Raw genomic sequence first — 14392 nt, 5'->3', positions numbered from 1 at the left:
GCACTCTATAGCCGGATCGACGCCTCTCGACAACACAATCACCAGTCCCTTAGATGAGGCTCCTTAGCACAAGGGGTGATGGGAATGGCGGTATCCTCGATCGACGCGGCGGCAACGGACCCATCGGCAACAAACCACGAGGCCGAGTTGCGGCGTCTGTCCGTCATCCTGGGCGATGTCCCGCCCGCGGGCGCCCGGCCGGACGTGGTTTCGCTGTTCCGGACTCGCGTCGCCGAACATGGAGAGCGGGTCCGACACCTGCGGGACTCCGTATCGCCGCTGTTCGTCATCAACGGCGACCTCGCCTCCTACAGCGCCGAGGACGGGCCTCTGCCGACGTTGATCCTGGTCGGCGACAATCCGGGGCGCCGGGAGTATGAGCAGTCGGTCTATCTGTGCGTCCAGGGGCGCGCGGGGGCCATGGCGCACAGCTTCTTCGACGGCATCTTCGGCGCCGGGTCCTTTCGCAGCAAGGTGATGGTGCTGAACAAAAGCTCCTTCCACACGCCGCGCACGGTGGGGCTGACCGAGGCGATGCGCGACGATCCGGCGCTCGCCGAGGCCATCCGGCGCGACCAGGAGGAGAACGCCCGCCTGATCGCCGACTCGGTGGCGCTGCTCGGCGTGCCGGTCGTCACCATCGGCATGGAGAGCGGAGGGACGAGCTTCCAGAGCTTCCGCAAGTCGCTGGAGGCCCGTTACCGCGCCCACGGCAACCCGTCGGCGATTTTCCAGGGGAAGCGCCTCGCCGGCCCCTTCCGCAAGGTGCCGCACTTCTCGCTGTCGAAGATTTTCTGCCGCAACGCCGATCCCGCCTGGAACGCCGCGCTCGAACGTTTCCTGGCTCGCCACGCGGCGGTGGCAGGACTGCGGACGGACAACGGCAACGTGTCGTCCAAGCTGCTGCTCGGGCTGGGAGACGGTGCTCTGCTGGCCGATTATCTGGACACGGTGATCCTCGGGAATGGCGGGTAACCGCGGGTGTCCAACGAAACGGTCGGTCTGACGGCGCTGATCCTGGCCGTCGCCACGCTGTACGCCGCGGTCGGACAGGCCGGCGCCTCGGGCTATCTGGCGGTCATGGGAATCGTCGGACTCGATCCGGCGACGATGAAGCCGACGGCGCTCGCCCTCAATCTCCTGGTGGCAACCATCGGCACCGTCCGTTTCGCACGCGCCGGGCTGTTCGACTGGCGCGCCTTCTACCCGTTCGGCGTGCTGGGGATGCCCTTCTCGTTCCTCGGCGGGACGCTGCACCTGCCGCCGCATCTCTATTACCCGCTGGTCGGGGCGATCCTTCTCCTGGCGGCTCTGGAACTCGCGCGTTCCACCTGGGCGGCGCGCGGAACGCCCGAACGGGCGGATGCGACCGTGCCGCCCATCCTGCCGGCGCTCGCCGCCGGGGCCGCCGTGGGGTTCCTGTCCGGGATGACCGGCACGGGCGGCGGCATTTTCCTGGCGCCGCTGATCCTGCTCATGGGCTGGGTCGAGACGCGCCGCGCCGCCGCCGTGTCGGCCGCCTACAACCTGCTGAACTCGGCGGCGGCGCTGGCCGGGACCTGGACGACCGCGACGACCCTGCCCGCGGCCCTGCCCTGGTGGCTGGCCGCCGCCGGGGTGGGCGGGGCGGTCGGCGCGTGGCTGGGCAGCCGCCATCTGCCGACCGCGGCGCTGCGCTATCTTCTGTCGGCGATCCTCGCTCTGTCCGGCCTCAAGATGCTGACGGCCTGACCCTCGAGTCCTCCCACGCCCGCCGCTCCCAGACCTGGGCGGGCAGACGGCTCATCAGCGCGATGGGCAGCAGGAACAGGGCGAGATTGGTCCAGGAGAAGGCCCGGCGTCCGTCCGTCCGTCCTTGCGGCGCCTGCGCGGCGGCGCGCTCCATCCAGCCGCCGCTCGCCTCCCGGTAATCGGGCATGGCCTCCAGAACGCCGCCGGAGGTGTCGTGGGCCGGACGGTTGTCGAACATGTCGCGGTCCATCCGGTGGGCCAGCATGCGGTCGGCCAGCGCCGGCGCCACCGCGTGCGGCAGGGCGGCGGTGCGCCCCGCGGCGCCGACGAACAGTTCCGGCCGGGGGTTCTCGGCCAAGCGCAGGATGGCCTCGGCCACCTCCTCCGGCGGGCGCAGCGGCGTCATCGCCTTGACGGCGCGGCCGGTGTAGTTGGCGCCATGCTGCCACAGCGGCGTGTCGATGGGACCGGGCAGCACCGTGCAGACCTGGATGCCGGGGTCCTCCACCAATTCCTGCCGCAGCGTTTCGGAGAAGCCGCGCACCGCGAATTTGCTGGCGGCGTAGGCGGCGGCGTAGCGCTGCCCGACGATCGAGGCCAGCGAGGCGACGTTGATGACCGTGCCCTCCTCCCGCTCCAGGAAATGCGGCAACACGGCCCGGCAACCATTCGCGGTGCCGAAGAAGTTCGTGCGCATCACCTCCTCGAACACGTCCTGCGGAGTCTCCTCGAAGCGCCCGAAGGCGATCACGCCCGCGTTGTTCACCCAGACGTCGATCCCGCCGAACACCTCGATGGCGCGCTCGGCCAACCGGTTCATCTGCTCCTGGTCGCGCACGTCGGTGGGCACGACCATCGCCCGCCCCCCGGCCTCGATGCAGTCCTCCGCGACCTCGTGCAGGGCGGCGTGGCGCCGCGCCGCCAGCACCACCGCGGCGCCGTGGCGCGCGAACTCCAGGGCCGTCGCCCGGCCGATCCCGCTGGACGCCCCGGTGACGACCACCACCTTGTCGAAATGCCGACCAGCCATAAGCGTTGCTCCCGCATTGTTCGTTCGAATCCGTTTCCCTGGCTAACATCCCAACCCGGCAAAGGTGCCCTGGGCCTCCGGACCGCCGAACTGTCCGGAACGGTGGAGACGGCGGCGCGAACCCGCTACAGTCGCGGCGTCCGGTGCCCATGCAGAAGAAGAGGTTACGTTCGTGGCGGCCAAGGAACTCGACGTGAAGGGGCTGCATTGCCCGCTGCCCATCCTGCGGACGCGCGCCCTGCTGGACAAAATGGCCGAGGGGGAGGAGGTGATCGTCTACGCCACCGACCCGGCGTCGATCATCGACTTCAAGCATTTCTGCAACACGACCGACAACGTGCTGCTGGCGCACGAGACGCGCGGCGAGGTGTTCGTGTACCACATCCGCCGCGGCGTCTCCGTCGCGTGACTTTCGTCTCCATCTCCGAAGGAGCCCGCCCCATGCCGACCCTGCGCCCCGCGGTTCCGCCCCCGCTGCGTCCCGGCGCGGTGGTCCATGGCCCCGGTTCCGCCGCCGTGGACGCGATGATCGACCGCTTCGTGACGGAGTTGCAGCGGCGCGGCTTCCGCGTCGGCGGCGTGATCCAGCGCAACACCGGCGCCCCCGGCGACTGCGCCGACCTGATGGAGCTGGTGGACGTCGCCACCGGCCAGGCCTACGACATCTCGCAGCATCTGGGCCGCCAGTCGCAATCCTGCCGCGTCGATCCCCAGGGAGTGGCCGAGGCCAGCCAGGCGCTGCGCCGCGCCATCGCGGAGCGCGCCGACCTGCTGGTGGTCAACAAGTTCGCCGGTCTTGAGGCGCACGGCGAAGGGCTGGCGGACGAACTGCTGGCCGGCATCGCCGAAGGCATCCCGGTGCTGACCAGCGTCGGCAGCCGATTCCTCAACGAATGGCAGAGCTTCACCGGCGGCTTCACCTCCCTGATCTCGCCGGACGAGGACGCGCTGTGGCGCTGGTGGGGGGCGCACCGGCTCTACGACGACCTGCTGCACGGGGTTGAGGATGCCGAGGTCCGCGCCATCACCATCGGCGCCAAATGGATCATGGTGGAGACGGACGGCACCACGGGAGCCGGCATCGGGCTGGCCGCCCGCCCGCAGTCGGCGCCGCCGCCCGATCCGGCGCGCTGGGCCGGGGTCGGCCTCGCCGGACTGGCCGCCCACGCGGCGCGCTCCTGGGACCCGCAGGAGGCCGCGGTCGGCATGGCAGCGCTGAACGCCCACTACAACCGCCCCGACCTGACCGGCTCAGCAGCGAACGGGCTTGACCTGTTCACCGGGATGGAGGGGCGCGTGGTCGTCTTCGGGGCCTTCCCGCAGATTGCCCGGCGCCTGCCCAACGCCCATGTGGTCGAAATGAACCCCAGCGACGGGGAGTATCCGCAAGCCGCCGGGGAATGGCTGCTGCCGGGCGCGGAGGGCGCGGCGATCACCGCCTCCACCCTGACGAACCGCACCCTGCCCCGCCTGCTGTCGGTGGCCGAGGGAACCCGCGTCGCCCTGGTCGGGCCGGGGACGCCGCTGACCCCGCGGCTGTTCCGCTACGGCGTCGCCGCGCTGGCTGGTTTCGTGGTGGAGGACCGCGACGCCGTGGCCGAGGCGATCCTGGGCGGCGGCTCGTCCCGGAGCTTCCACCGCCATGGCCGCTTCGTCACGCTGCACAACGAACAGAATTGAGAGGGATTGGAATGGACGAGAAGACCCGCACCGAGCTGGAAGCCGCCGCGTTCCGCGGTCTGGTCGCGCATCTCCAGAAGCGCACCGACGTGCAGAACATCGACCTGATGAATCTGGCCGGCTTCTGCCGCAACTGCCTGTCCAAATGGTACGCCGCCGCCGCCAGGGAGCGGAACGTGCCGCTGACCGACGAGGAGGCCCGCATCGCCGTCTACGGCATGCCCTATTCGGACTGGAAGGCGAAGCACCAGAAGGAAGCCACCCCCGAGCAGCAGAAGACGTTCGAGGACACCAAGCCCCTGCATGCCGAGATCAGCGGCCACATGCCGAAGAAGTAAGGGCTCCCCTCCCTCTCCCGGAGGGCCGGGAGAGGGATTGTCCGGCGCTCAGGCGAACAGGCCGGTGAAGGGCAGGAACTCCACCATGTCCCCCTCGCGGATCGCCGTGGCATCCGCCGGCATATCCACCAGCCCGTCGGCCTCGACCATCGAGGTCAGGACGCCGGAGCTGTCGCTGGGAAACTTGTGGGCGACTGGGCGGCCATCCGGTCCGGTCGCCAGACGGGCGCGCAGGAACTCGCGGCGCCCCGGCTTCTTCTTGAAGTCGAAGCCGGCAACGACAAGGCAGCGGGGGGCCGGCGCGTTCTTCGCACCCGACAGGCGCAGCACCAGCGGGCGCCCCACCAGCATGAAGGTCACCATCGCCGAGACCGGGTTGCCCGGCAGGCCGAGGAAGGGCGTGGTCCCGATGCGCCCGAGCGCCAGCGGCTTACCCGGCTTCAGCGCGAGCTTCCACAAATCGACGGACCCCAGTTCGCCGACCACCGCTTTCACATGATCCTCCTCCCCCACCGACGCTCCGCCGGAGGTGACGACGAGATCGGCGGTCGCCGCGGCGTCGGCCAGGGCAGCGCGGGTCACGTCCGGCTTGTCGGGCAGGATGCCGAGGTCGCGCACGTCGGCCCCCAGCGCGTCGAGCTGGGCGGCCAGCGTGTAGCGGTTGGCGTCGTAGATGGTGCCCTCCGGCTTGTCCGTCCCCGGCTCGCGCAACTCGTCGCCGGTGGAGAACAGGACGACGCGCAGACGCTTGCGCACCGACAGGCTCGACCGCCCGACCGCGGCGGCCAGACCGATCTCCTGGGCGCGCAGCCGCAGGCCGGGGGTCAACACGACCGACCCGGCCGTCATGTCCTCCCCGGCGTCACGAATGTTGGCGCCGCGCTGGAGGGTGGCGGGCACCAGCACCGCACCGTCCTCGGCCCGGCAGTCCTCCTGCATGGCGACGGTGTCAACCCCCACCGGGATCGGCGCGCCGGTGAAGATGCGCACCGCCTCGCCCGGCCCGACCGTTCCGGGGAAGACGGAGCCCGCCGGCACACGCCCCACCACGGCCAGCCGCCGGACATCGCCTTCCGCACCCGCGGAGTCCGCCTTGCCGTATCCCCAGCCGTCCATCGCCGAGACGGCGACCGGCGGCACATTCACCGTCGCCGTCACCGGTTCCGCCAGGATGCGGCCGAGCGCGGCGCGCAACGGCACCTCCTCGGGCTCCGTCACCGCGCCGTAGGTCCGCTGCACGCGGGCCAGCGCCTCGTCCAGCGGGATGGGGGCGGCGGGGCCGGGGCCGGCGAAGCAGTCCATGCGACAATCCTTCTCCCTTGAGGGCCACCCTCACGGGGCGGCGCCGCGTCATATCACCCCGGATAGTCCGGTGCGCGGTCATGTTCCACCTTGATCATCGTCAAGACGCGGCGCGGCGCAAGCGTCCGTTCGTGGATGCTCCATCACGGTGGAACATCACAGCGGATATTTCGCGTCTTAATTGTTTGATGCGCGAATTAAATTTCGCAGCGCTGCGTTTTCCGTCTTGCGCATTTGGATCGATCCAAATAGGCTCCCCCAACATCCGGCGCCGGAGGCATCGCCGCGGTTCGCCGGACGACGAGAGGCCGATAACGAGAATCCCGCACAGGGACCGTCCGCCGGCGGCGCGCAACGCCCTCGGCATGGTTGCGGCCGGTCCGGATGCGGAGGGAAAGCCCGTGAACTACACCTTCGATTTCAAGGCGGTCATCGATTCCTGGGACTATCTGCTCCAGGGCGCGTGGCTGACCGTGCAACTGTCGATCGGCGCCATGGTGCTCGGCCTGATCGTCGCCATCCTCTGCGCGCTCGGCAAGACGTCCGGGCCGAAGCCGGTCCGCTGGGTGATCAACGCCTACATCGAGGTGGTGCGCAACACGCCCTTCCTGGTGCAGATCTTCCTGATCTTCTTCGGCCTGCCGACCATGGGCATCCGCCTGTCGCCCGACCTCGCCGCGCTGATCGCCATGGTGATCAATGTCGGCGCCTACGCGACGGAGATCATCCGGGCCGGCATCGAATCGATCCAAAAGGGCCAGATCGAAGCCGGGTTGGCGCTGGGGCTGAGGCCGTTGCAGGTCTTCCGCTACATCGTCATCAAGCCGGCGCTGCGCACCGTCTACCCCGCGCTGACCAGCCAGTTCATCCTGCTGATGCTCAGTTCCAGCGTGGTCTCGGCGATCTCGGCGGACGAGCTGACCTCGGTCGCCAACAACATCCAGTCGCAGACCTTCCGCAGCTTCGAGATCTACATCGTGGTTACCGGCATCTATCTGGCGCTGGCGATGATGTTCTCCGCGCTGTTCGCCGGCATCTACAAGCTGGCCTTCGCCTACGACACCGACCGGCGCTGAGGGAGGGCCGAATCATGATCCGCGCCTTCGGTTACAACGAGTTCCTCTTCCTCGTCAGCGCCATGCAATGGACGCTGGCGCTGTCGGCCATCGCCTTCGTCGGCGGGGCCACGGTCGGGCTGGTCATCGCGCTGGCCCGCACCTCCGACATCAAGGCGGTGCGGCTGGCCGCCACCGGCTACATCCAGCTGTTCCAGGGCACGCCGCTGCTGATGCAGCTCTTCCTGGTCTTCTTCGGCGCCACGGTGCTGGGGCTCGACCTGAATCCCTGGGCCGCCGCCGCGCTGGGCCTGACGCTGAACGCCAGCGCCTTCCTCGGCGAGATCTGGCGCGGCTGCATCCAGGCGGTGCCGCGCGGCCAGTGGGAGGCCGCCTCGGCGCTCGGCCTGCGCTATCCGGGGCTGATGCGCTACGTGATCCTGCCGCAGGCGGTGAAGGTCGCGGTGCCGCCGACGGTGGGCTTCCTCGTGCAGCTCATCAAGAGCACGTCGCTGGCCGCCATCATCGGCTTCACCGAGCTGACCCGCGCCGGGCAGATCGTCAACAACGCCACCTTCCAGCCCTTCCTGGTGTTCGGGATCGTGGCGGTGCTCTACTTCCTGATGTGCTGGCCGCTGTCGCTGCTCAGCGCCCGTCTGGAGCGGCGCTACGCCCTGGCCACCCGCTGATACTCCCCTTTCATAAGAACCGTGAGGAAACCCCAATGACCCTGTCGATCACCCGCCGCCTCGCCGTCGCCGGCGCCATGATGGCCGCCGCCGTCGCCCTGGCCGCTCCGGCCGCCGCCCAGACCGTCGACGAGATCAAGTCGAAGGGCAAGCTGACCATCGGCATGCTGGTGGACTTCCCGCCCTTCGGCATCACCACCGCCGACGGCAAGCCGGACGGCTATGACGCCGACGTCGCCAAGCTGCTGGGCAAGCACATGGGCGTCCCGGTGGAGATCGTTCCGGTCACCGGCCCGAACCGCATCCCCTACCTGCTGACCAACAAGGTCGACCTGCTGGTCGCCTCGCTGGGCATCACCCCGGCCCGCGCCGAGCAGGTGCAGTTCTCCGAGCCCTACGCCGCCATCGAGATCGGTCTGGTCGCCCCGGCCAACACAAAGATCAAGGAGGCCGCGGAGCTGTCGGGCAAGCGCGTCGGCGTCGCCCGCGCCAGCACCCAGGACAACGCCCTGACCGCCGTCGCCCCGAAGGACGCGCGCATCATGCGCTTCGACGACGACGCCAGCGCCGTGCAGGCGATGCTGTCCGGTCAGGTGGACGCGCTGGGCCTCAGCAACGTGGTCACCAAGGAGATCAAGAAGCTGGCCCCGCAGGCCAACTACGAGATGAAGTTCGTGCTGAACCGTCAGGTCCAGGGCATCGCCATGCGCAAGGGGCAGGACGCCCTGCTGAAGTGGGTCAACGAGTTCATCGAGACCGCGAAGTCGAACGGCGAGCTGAACGAGGTCCACAAGAAGTGGCTGGGCACCGACCTGCCCCCGCTGACCAAGTCGTAACGACGTAACTCCCTCTCCCCTCTGGGGAGAGGGCTGGGGTGAGGGGGTTGCGCTTTTGCCGGACGCTCCGACACGCGCATCCCCCTCACCCTCCCCTCTCCCCAGAGGGGAGAGGGTTTACACAGAGCAGGAGGAGTCCCCCCATGGCCTCGGCTTACGATACGACGGACGTCCCCGCGCCGCGGCCGGTCAGCGGCGAGGTCGTCATCCGCATGGCCGGCGTCCAGAAATGGTACGACAGCTTCCATGTGCTGAAGGACATCGAGCTGGAGGTCCGCAAGGGCGAGCGGATCGTCATCTGCGGCCCCTCGGGCTCCGGCAAGTCCACGCTGATCCGCTGCATCAACCAGCTGGAGAAGCACCAGAAGGGCACGATCACCGTCAACGGCGTCACGATCGACGCCCACCACCGCCACCTCGATCAGGTGCGGCGCGACGTCGGCATGGTGTTCCAGCAGTTCAACCTGTTCCCCCACCTGACCGTGGTCGAGAACTGCATGCTGGCGCCCATGCGGGTGCGCGGCACCTCCAAGCAGGAGGCGCGCGACATCGCCATGAAGTATCTGGCCCGCGTGCGCATCCCGGAGCAGGCGGACAAGTATCCCGGCCAGCTCTCCGGCGGCCAGCAGCAGCGCGTCGCCATCGCGCGGTCGCTGTGCATGAACCCGAAGGTCATGCTGTTCGACGAGCCGACCTCCGCGCTGGACCCCGAGATGGTCAAGGAGGTCCTCGACACCATGATCGGGCTGGCCGAGGACGGCATGACCATGCTCTGCGTCACGCACGAGATGGGCTTCGCCAAGTCGGTCGCCGACCGCGTCATCTTCATGGACCGCGGCGAGATCGTCGAGCAGGCCACCCCGGCCGAGTTCTTCACGAATCCGAGGTCCGAGCGGACCCGCAACTTCCTCGGCCAGATCCTCACCCACTGAGTCTTCCCCATTAAGGACAGCGTTTGATGAAGCCGGAGATCCTCCTCGTCGAATCCATGATGCCGGACATCGAGGCGGCGCTGGACGCGGGCTACACCGTCCACCGCCTCGCCGGGGCGCCCGACCGCGACCGGCTGATCGCCGAGGTGGGACCGCGCGTCCGCGCCGTCGTCACCGGCGGCGGCACGGGCGTCAGCAACGCGATCATGGACGCCTGCCCCAGCCTGGGGATCGTCGCGATCAACGGCGTCGGCACCGACGCGGTGGACCTGAAGCACGCGGCCAGCCGCGGCGTCCGCGTCACCAACACGCCGGACGTGCTGACCGACGACGTGGCCGATCTCGCCATCGGGCTGATGATCGCCGGGTCGCGCCGCATGATGGTCGGCGACCGCTTCGTGCGCGCCGGGCGCTGGCCGGGCGGCGGGCTGCCGCTGGCCCGCAAGGTGACCGGCAAGCGGCTGGGCATCCTGGGTCTGGGCCGCATCGGGATGGCCATCGCCCAGCGCGCCGCCGGCTTCGGCATGGACATCGCCTACACCAACCGCAAGCCGCGCAGCGACGTGTCCTACCGCTTCGTCGCCTCCCCGATCGATCTGGCGCGGGAGAGCGACATCCTGATCGTCGCCGCCTCCGCCGGTCCGGACGCCCGCAACATGGTCAACCGGGCGGTGATCGAGGCCCTGGGTCCCGACGGGCTGCTGGTCAACGTCGCCCGCGGCGCCGTGGTGGACGAGCCGGAGCTGGTCGCCGCTTTGACCGACGGGCGCCTCGGCGGGGCCGCGCTGGACGTCTTCGCCAACGAGCCGCACGCGCCGGAGGCCCTGTTCGGCCTCGACAACACCGTGCTCCAGCCGCATCAGGCGAGCGCCACCATCGAGACGCGGATGGCCATGGGCAATCTGGTTCTGGCGAACCTGTCGGCCTTCTTCGCCGGTCAGCCGCTGCCGACCGCCGTCGTCTGAATGGCGGCGTGAATGCCCATCCTCGACGAGCGCGGCGGACCGGCCCGCATCACCCTGACGGAGGTGGCACACCACGCCGGGGTGTCGCGGTCCACCGTCTCGCTCGTCCTGCGCGGCAGCCCGCTGGTCGCCGCCGAGACGAGGGAGCGCGTGCAGGCCGCCATCGCGGCGTTGGGCTACGTCTACAACCGCGGCGCCGCGACCCTGCGCGCCGCCCGCACCGACACCGTCGGGCTGCTCGTCTGCGAGATCAACAACTCCTTCTACGGCGAGCTGACCGCCGGGGTGGATGACGTCCTGGGTGAACAGGGGGTCGTCGCCTTCCTCGCCAACACCGCGGAATCGGGAGAGCGGCAGGACCGCTACCTCCAGCGCATGCGCGAGCAGAACGTGGACGGGGTGATCATCTGCCCCGCCGCCGGCACGTCGCCGGCGCTGCTGGACCGGCTGCGCCAGTGGCAGCTTCCCGTCGTCCAGGCGCTGCGCTTCATCTCCGCCCGCGAAGGTGACTACGCCGGGGTGGATTACGAGTTCGGCATGGAGATGGTGACCGAGCATCTGCTGCGCCTCGGCCATCGCCGCATCGCCTTCGTCGGCGGCAACCTGTCCCACTCCGCCTTCGCCGGGCGCCGCGTCGGCTTCGCCGCGGCGCTGCGCCGCCACGGCCTAACCCCGGACCTTGTCGTGCGCTGCCCGGCCACCCGGCGCGGCGGGCTGGACGCGGTGGGGCCGCTGATGGACCTTGCCGACCCGCCCACCGCGATGCTGTGCTACAACGATCTGGTCGCGTTCGGCGTGATGCTGGGGCTGGAGGCTCGCGGTCTGCGGGCGGGACGGGACATCGCCGTGACCGGTTTCGACGACGTGACCGAAGCGGCGATGAGCCGCCCCGCCCTGACCACCGTTGCGACCTCCGCCCGCCAGATCGGGCAGGAGGCCGCCCGCCTGCTGCTGCGCCGCATCGCCGACCCGCAGGGCGCTCCGGAGCGCGTGATCCTGCCCGCCCGGCTGGTCATCCGCGAATCCTGCGGCGCCATGAGAGTCCAACCCGACAAGCACCAATAACCAAAGAAAAGCAAAGGCCCGAAGAGATGAACGATTCCGCATTCAGCGACTCCGTCGATGCCCTGATCCAGGCGCGCGAGACCCGCAACTGGCTGTCCGCCCTGCCGACCCGCCCCACCAGCGAGGCCGAGGCCTACGCCATCCAGGACGCCGTGGCGCGCCGCCTCGGCCCGGTGGTCGCTTGGAAGGTCGGCGCCCGCACCCCGGACTCGGAGCCGTTCCGCGCCCCCATCCACGCCGACACGCTGTTCTTCGACACCACGGTGCTTCCCGCAGCGGACTATCAGGTCATCGGCATGGAGGCCGAGATCGCCTACAAGTTCGCCAAGGACCTGCCGCCCCGCGCCGAGCCCTACAGCCGCGAGGAGGTCCTCGACGCCGTCGAGTCAGTCCATCCCGCCTTCGAGATCGTCGACACGCGCTTCGCCGGCTTCGGTTCGCAGGAGTGGTTCAGCCACATGGCCGACCAGTTCAACCACGGCGCCCTGGTCGTCGGCCCGGCCATTGCCGACTGGCGCTCGCTGGAGCCGCTGAAGGAGCGAGTGGCCCTGGTCGTCGACGGCGAGACGAAGGCCGATACGGTCGCCGGCAACTCGGCGGGCGAGCCGGTGCGGCTTCTGGTGTGGATGGCCAACACCGGCGCGGTCAGCCTGGGCGGCCTGAAGGCCGGCGACGTGGTAACCACCGGTTCGCACGTCGGCACCGTCATGGTCCCGGCGGGAAGCACGTCGGTCGCCGTGTACGGGACGATGGGCACCTACGAGCTGACGGTGAAGTGATTGGACTTCCCTGGCGCCGACCAGGGCCGTCACCTCTGGCCTTTATAGCCCTCCCCCCCTGGGGAGAGGGTGGCCCGGAGGGCCGGTGAGGGGGTTGTGCATGGCGATACGTACGGCATACGCGCACCCCCCTCACCCTAACCCTCTCCCCGGAGGGGAGAGGGAAACTGCAATAGGATCACCCCTCAGCCGAACACCGACGCACCGGCCTCGGCGCTGCCGACCGCCCGGCGGAACACACCGAACAGCTCCCGCCCGCAGCCGACACCGGCATCCGCCGGCGCGTCCGCCAGCGAGCGAGCGTCCCACTCCGCGTCGTCCACTAGCACCTCCAGCGTGCCGCGCTCGGTGTCCAGCCGCAGCCGGTCGCCGTCCCGCACCCGGCCCAGCGGGCCGCCCGCCGCGGCTTCCGGCGTGACGTGGATCGCCGCCGGGACTTTGCCCGACGCCCCGGACATCCGCCCGTCCGTCACCAGCGCGACGCGGTAACCGAGATCCTGGAGCACGCCCAGCGGCGGCGTCAGCTTGTGCAGTTCCGGCATGCCGTTGGCCTTCGGCCCCTGGAAGCGCACCACCACCACCACGTCACGATGCAGCTCGCCGCGGCGGAACGCCGCCTGAACCGATTCCTGATCGGTAAAGACGCGGGCCGGCGCCTCGATGACGCGATGGTCCGGCTTCACGGCGGAGACCTTCACCACCGCGCGGCCCAGCGGCCCGCTCAGCACGCGCAGCCCGCCCTCCGCCGCCATGGGCGACGACACCGGAGCCAGCACGGCGGGGTCGGCGCTCTCCCGGACCGGCGCGCCGCGCACCAATTCCCCTTCCTCCAGCCGCAGCGGACGGCGGTAGGCGGCGATGCCCTCACCCTCGCACACGGTGGCGGCGTCACCGTGCAGAAGCCCGGCGCCGGCCAGTTCCCCGATCAGGAAGGCCATACCGCCCGCCGCCTCGAAATGGTTCACGTCGGCGCTGCCGTTCGGGTAGACGCGGGCGAGCAGCGGCACCACCGCCGACAGCTCGGCGAAGTCCTCCCAGGTCAGGGCGATCCCCGCCGCCGCCGCGATGGCCGGCAGATGCAGCGTGTGGTTGGTCGAGCCACCCGTCGCCAGCAGCCCGACCACCGCGTTGACGATGGCGCGTTCGTCGACGATCTCCCCGATGGGCGTGCGCAGTGACACCACCCGCCGCGCCGCCGCGTCGGTCAGCGCGTCGCGCAGCGCCGTGCCGGGGTTGGCGAAGCTCGCCCCCGGCAGATGCAGCCCCATCATCTCGACCAGCATCTGGTTCGAGTTGGCGGTGCCGTAGAAGGTGCAGGTGCCCGGCGCGTGGTAGGACGCCGCCTCCGCCTCAAGCAGCGCCTCCTTGTCCAGCTTGCCTTCCGCGTATTGCTGGCGGATGCGCCCCTTCTCCTTGTTGGGCAGGCCAGAGGGCATCGGCCCGGCGGGCACGAAGACGGTGGGCAGATGGCCGAAGGACAGCGCGCCGATCAGCAGCCCCGGAACGATCTTGTCGCAGACGCCCAGGCACAGCACGCCGTCGAAGGTGCCATGCGACAGGGCGACCGCCGTTCCCATGGCGATGACCTCGCGCGAGAACAGCGACAGCTCCATCCCCGGCTCGCCCTGGGTGACGCCGTCGCACATCGCCGGCACGCCGCCCGCCACCTGCGCCACGCCGCCTGCCGCGCGCACCGCCGCCTTGAGCCGCTCCGGGTAGTCCCCATAGGGCTGATGGGCGGACAGCATGTCGTTGTAGGAGGTGACGATGCCGATGGCCGGCGTGGAGCCGCCGCGCAGCGCCGCTTTGTCCTCCGCGGCGGTGCAGCCGGCGAAGCCGTGCGCCCGGTTGGCGCAGCCGAGCGCCAGACGGCGCGGCCCCTGCGCCGCGGCGGCCCGCAGCCGCTCCAGATAGGCGGCGCGGGAGGTGGCGCTGCGCTCCCGGATGCGGCGGGTGACGGCGTCGAGGACGGGGTGAAGACTCATGGCGC

Annotated in this window: 15 protein-coding genes; 12 read left to right on the top strand and 3 right to left on the bottom strand. The window is 70.0% G+C overall.

The window, feature by feature from the left end:
• Positions 1–84: 84 nt before the first annotated feature.
• Positions 85–975: a hypothetical protein gene (locus JJL56_RS02720; protein ID WP_200484096.1), complete on the top strand. Its 891-nt coding sequence runs from the start codon at positions 85–87 to the stop codon at positions 973–975.
• 6 nt (positions 976–981) lie between these two features.
• Positions 982–1731 carry a TSUP family transporter gene (locus JJL56_RS02715; RefSeq protein WP_200484095.1) on the top strand — a complete coding sequence of 250 codons (750 nt, stop codon included), beginning with the start codon at positions 982–984 and terminating at the stop codon, positions 1729–1731.
• Here the strand turns inward: JJL56_RS02715 and JJL56_RS02710 are convergent.
• Entirely contained in the window at positions 1712–2761 is a 1050-nt protein-coding gene (locus tag JJL56_RS02710) for an SDR family oxidoreductase (protein WP_145623736.1), read from the bottom strand. The two genes, JJL56_RS02715 and JJL56_RS02710, sit on opposite strands and share 20 nt — an antisense overlap.
• Before the next feature lie 172 nt (positions 2762–2933).
• Here JJL56_RS02710 and JJL56_RS02705 point away from each other — a divergent pair, with 172 nt between their 5' ends.
• The 3 genes from JJL56_RS02705 to JJL56_RS02695 are packed head-to-tail and all read left to right on the top strand — an operon-like array spanning position 2934 to position 4779.
• Positions 2934–3170: a sulfurtransferase TusA family protein gene (locus JJL56_RS02705; RefSeq protein ID WP_145623737.1), complete on the top strand. Its 237-nt coding sequence runs from the start codon at positions 2934–2936 to the stop codon at positions 3168–3170.
• Positions 3171–3202: 32 nt separating this feature from the next.
• On the top strand, positions 3203–4441 hold the full coding sequence (locus tag JJL56_RS02700) for a DUF2478 domain-containing protein (protein ID WP_200484094.1): 1239 nt from the start codon (positions 3203–3205) through the stop codon (positions 4439–4441).
• Positions 4442–4452: 11 nt separating this feature from the next.
• Positions 4453–4779, top strand: a complete 327-nt coding sequence (locus JJL56_RS02695) for a DUF1244 domain-containing protein (RefSeq protein WP_145623739.1) — start codon at positions 4453–4455, stop codon at positions 4777–4779.
• A gap of 48 nt (positions 4780–4827) precedes the next feature.
• Here JJL56_RS02695 and JJL56_RS02690 read toward each other — a convergent pair whose 3' ends face one another.
• The gene (locus JJL56_RS02690; protein ID WP_145623740.1) at positions 4828–6081 is read right to left on the bottom strand and encodes a molybdopterin molybdotransferase MoeA; all 1254 of its coding nucleotides are present in this window, start codon (positions 6079–6081) and stop codon (positions 4828–4830) included.
• A 401-nt stretch (positions 6082–6482) separates the two neighbouring features.
• Between JJL56_RS02690 and JJL56_RS02685 the strand changes: the two genes are divergently transcribed.
• The 7 genes from JJL56_RS02685 to JJL56_RS02655 all read left to right on the top strand — a co-directional run bounded on the left by JJL56_RS02685 (position 6483) and on the right by JJL56_RS02655 (position 12402).
• Positions 6483–7157 carry an amino acid ABC transporter permease gene (locus JJL56_RS02685; protein WP_145623741.1) on the top strand — a complete coding sequence of 225 codons (675 nt, stop codon included), beginning with the start codon at positions 6483–6485 and terminating at the stop codon, positions 7155–7157.
• 14 nt (positions 7158–7171) lie between these two features.
• Positions 7172–7825 (top strand): amino acid ABC transporter permease, encoded by a 654-nt coding sequence (locus tag JJL56_RS02680; RefSeq protein WP_145623742.1) that lies wholly within the window; start codon positions 7172–7174, stop codon positions 7823–7825.
• Positions 7826–7860: 35 nt separating this feature from the next.
• Positions 7861–8661 carry a transporter substrate-binding domain-containing protein gene (locus JJL56_RS02675; protein WP_035676336.1) on the top strand — a complete coding sequence of 267 codons (801 nt, stop codon included), beginning with the start codon at positions 7861–7863 and terminating at the stop codon, positions 8659–8661.
• A gap of 143 nt (positions 8662–8804) precedes the next feature.
• A complete protein-coding gene (locus tag JJL56_RS02670; RefSeq protein WP_145623743.1) occupies positions 8805–9593 on the top strand; it encodes an amino acid ABC transporter ATP-binding protein in 789 nt (262 codons plus the stop codon).
• 26 nt (positions 9594–9619) lie between these two features.
• Entirely contained in the window at positions 9620–10558 is a 939-nt protein-coding gene (locus JJL56_RS02665; protein ID WP_200484093.1) for a 2-hydroxyacid dehydrogenase, read from the top strand.
• 12 nt (positions 10559–10570) lie between these two features.
• On the top strand, positions 10571–11623 hold the full coding sequence (locus JJL56_RS02660) for a LacI family DNA-binding transcriptional regulator (RefSeq protein ID WP_200484092.1): 1053 nt from the start codon (positions 10571–10573) through the stop codon (positions 11621–11623).
• Positions 11624–11649: 26 nt separating this feature from the next.
• Positions 11650–12402: a 2-keto-4-pentenoate hydratase gene (locus JJL56_RS02655; protein WP_200484091.1), complete on the top strand. Its 753-nt coding sequence runs from the start codon at positions 11650–11652 to the stop codon at positions 12400–12402.
• Between the two features lie 185 nt (positions 12403–12587).
• Here JJL56_RS02655 and edd read toward each other — a convergent pair whose 3' ends face one another.
• Positions 12588–14387, bottom strand: coding sequence for a phosphogluconate dehydratase (gene edd / locus JJL56_RS02650; protein ID WP_200484090.1), 1800 nt, complete (start codon positions 14385–14387; stop codon positions 12588–12590).
• Positions 14388–14392: the final 5 nt, after the last annotated feature.

This window comes from Azospirillum aestuarii (genome assembly GCF_016632405.1).
Classification (GTDB): Bacteria; Pseudomonadota; Alphaproteobacteria; order Azospirillales; family Azospirillaceae; genus Azospirillum; species Azospirillum aestuarii.
This window is presented reverse-complemented; position numbering and strand designations above follow the sequence as displayed.